This window comes from Paracoccus sp. (in: a-proteobacteria), assembly GCF_039808215.1.
Classification (GTDB): Bacteria; Pseudomonadota; Alphaproteobacteria; order Rhodobacterales; family Rhodobacteraceae; genus Paracoccus.
The window spans coordinates 1-2,617 of sequence record NZ_JBDHSP010000165.1; the positions used below are offsets into that span (position 1 = coordinate 1).

At 59.0% G+C, this 2,617-nt stretch carries 2 protein-coding genes; one reads left to right on the forward strand and one right to left on the reverse strand.

Annotated features, from left to right (window positions below; genetic code table 11):
* The first annotated feature begins 136 nt into the window (after positions 1–136).
* The gene (locus tag WMK75_RS19035; protein ID WP_347269141.1) at positions 137–337 is read left to right on the forward strand and encodes a hypothetical protein; all 201 of its coding nucleotides are present in this window, start codon (positions 137–139) and stop codon (positions 335–337) included.
* 12 nt (positions 338–349) lie between these two features.
* Here WMK75_RS19035 and WMK75_RS19040 read toward each other — a convergent pair whose 3' ends face one another.
* Positions 350–2,437, reverse strand: a complete 2,088-nt coding sequence (locus tag WMK75_RS19040) for a DUF262 domain-containing protein (protein WP_347269142.1) — start codon at positions 2,435–2,437, stop codon at positions 350–352.
* Positions 2,438–2,617 lie beyond the last annotated feature (180 nt).

Genomic DNA, 2,617 nt, shown 5'->3' on the forward strand with positions numbered 1-2,617 from the left:
ACATGTAATGCCTTGATTTTGCATATGCTGGATACTCAAGCAGGCTCAAAATGCCCGCGGAACTGTCGAACTTCGGTTGCATAATTCTCGCAGCTACGCCTGCTGCTCGTCACAACAAGAGATCAAGGACCAACCCATGACCCCGAAATACCCCCATGTCACCGTCCATCTGACCGAGCGGGATGGCAACGCATTCGCCATCCTTGGCCGATGCCGGCGCGCTGCGGAAATTGCGCAGCTGCCGGAAGAGGAGATCGAGAGGTTTCTCACAGAGGCGATGGCCGGAGACTACGACCACCTCGTGCAAACGGCGATGCGCTGGTTCGAAATCATCTGAGCCAACGCCCCGTCAATCGACAACGTTCGCCAGCTGCTGCTCCAGCGATTGACGGATCAATCCCATGACATAGGGCAGGTCTTCGTGGTCGCGGATCGAGACCTCGACATCGCCGTTCCCGTGATGACCTATCTGCGAAACGTCCTTGGCAAGCCCTCTGGGATCCTGAAGGTCGTCGAACCCCATATTGAGCCACAGGCGCAGCCTGCCCGCCTGGGCGGCGACATCCACGAAGTTGGTCTCGGCCTTGTAGGCGATGTAAACCTTGAAGAACTCCTCGGTCACAGCCGGATCAAGGGCCACAATCTCCTTGCGCAGGGCCTCGAATAACCCCTGCATCGGCCCGCCTGCGGCAACGTTGGGGTGATCTGCCAGGGAATAGCGATCAGCCGGCTCCGGCCGGCTCTGGTACTGGCCCAGAATCTCCAGCGACAGGCTTGGCGTCGCCCAGACACCGACCGCAACCCCTGTCAGGCGCTCGGCGCGGTCATGGATCGCTTCGAGGCCCCAAGCCTCAAGCTGGCCCAATCCTTCATTCAGGTTCAGAGGGCTTTTGCCGAACCCACCCGGCATGTCGCGTTTCTCGATAAAGGGGCGGTCTCCGAACTCCGAATTGTATCGGGTCAGTGTCAGGTTGCCGATGGTGTGCAGCCAGACCTCCTGAACGGCTTTCCAGTCCGGGCCCAACGCCGCACGCCACGCAGCTGACAGGTTCTCGTTTTGCGGCATGATGTGTTCGATCGTGTATTCGCTGAGCGAAACCAGTTCCTTGCGGCCATGGTTCTCGAGCCGTCGCAGCCAATAGCTCCGGCGGGGAAAGTTGTAGAGGTCGCGTTGGGCGAGAGCCTGGCGGAACTCCTCATCATGCGGAAAGCGCCGATAGGACGGCATGGTCAGCAAATGCGCCTTGATGCTTTCGACGTAGCGATCCTTGCGCAGCGCCCGGCCAAAGGTCGCGAAGGTCTTGTTCAGCGAGTTGGTCGGGATCGCGCAGACGGCCCGGCGGAACACATAGGATTCGACAAGGCGCACGACCTCGACGAATTCGCTCTTCGTCAGCGCACCGGCCTCATAGTCATGGTAGAGTTCGAGCAGGAACGGGAAGGCCACATCGACCTTCAGCTCGCGCAGGTCACGGAAGGCATCGGCCAGTTCCTGGTCAGACTCCTTGCCAAGGGCCATCCGGGCATAATACCCGGCCAGCGCGTGGACGTCAGCCACCAGCGCATCCACGTCCTTCCCGTCCGCATATTCCTTGAATGCGGAATAGACGTCGCGCAGGTTCGGAATCTCGCCCATGCGCAGCGTCAGGTAATGCCGCATGAAGGCGTCAAAGTGGCTGCCATAGCGGTCCTGCGGAAACAGAACCTCCATCGGGCGCCAGTGGTCCTCATAAATCCGGGTCTGGTCATCCGGCTCCAGGCCCATCAGGACAAAGTTCCGGATCAGGTCGGCCTGGCTGAGTTCCTTGCCCGTCGAGTTCATGCTTTCGAAGATGAGCTGCGGATTGTCCTGATCGCGGGTGAGCGCGATATCGACCACCATCAGCTTGGCAAGACCGGCGCACAACGCGGTCAGATCGCCTTTCAGTTCCTTGATCCATCCTTCGAACAGGTCGAAATTATCGGCAACCCGGGTGGAAGCATCCTCCGGCAACGGCTTTTGCTGCATGATCGTCAGAAGCGTCGGCCGATCACCCTGCGTCAACAGCAGCTTGTATCGCCGGTCCCCCTTCTCGAGCGGATTGAGCAGGAAGTAGCTGCGAATTTTCTCGCGTGAGAATCCGTCAATCGGTTCTTCATCTTCACCCAAGGCACGCGCCAGGGCCTCGAGAATCAGCATGACCGAGGTCAGACGTTGCTGCCCGTCGATCACCAGCAACGGGGACTGGCTGGTGACCTGATAAAGCCCGGCCTCGATATAGACGATCGAGCCGATGAAATGCCCGGACACCTTTTCCTGGTTGCCGGCACGGATGATGTCATTCCAGAGTTGCTGGCATTCCGGCTCGGTCCAGCTGTAGGTGCGCTGGTAGATCGGGATAACGAACTGGGGCGATTTCTTCAGGAACTCGAGCAGCTTGGTCTCAGTGGCCTTCATCTTGCGGTGCTCTCCTCAAATTCCTGATCTGCAATAACTGTAAGCGCCGCGCGTCAGAGCGTTCAACCTGGACGATTACCGAACTCCTTGTAGCCCGGTCGGAGCCCCCGAAGTTCGACAGTTCCGCGGGCATTTTGAGCCTGCTTGAGTATCCAGCATATGCAAAATCAAGGCATTACA

Excerpts from the sequence above, each read along its gene's own strand:
- WMK75_RS19035 (WP_347269141.1), top strand. The coding sequence starts at position 137 with ATGACCCCGAAATACCCCCATGTCACCGTCCATCTGACCGAGCGGGAT.
- WMK75_RS19040 (WP_347269142.1), bottom strand. The coding sequence starts at position 2,437 with ATGAAGGCCACTGAGACCAAGCTGCTCGAGTTCCTGAAGAAATCGCCC.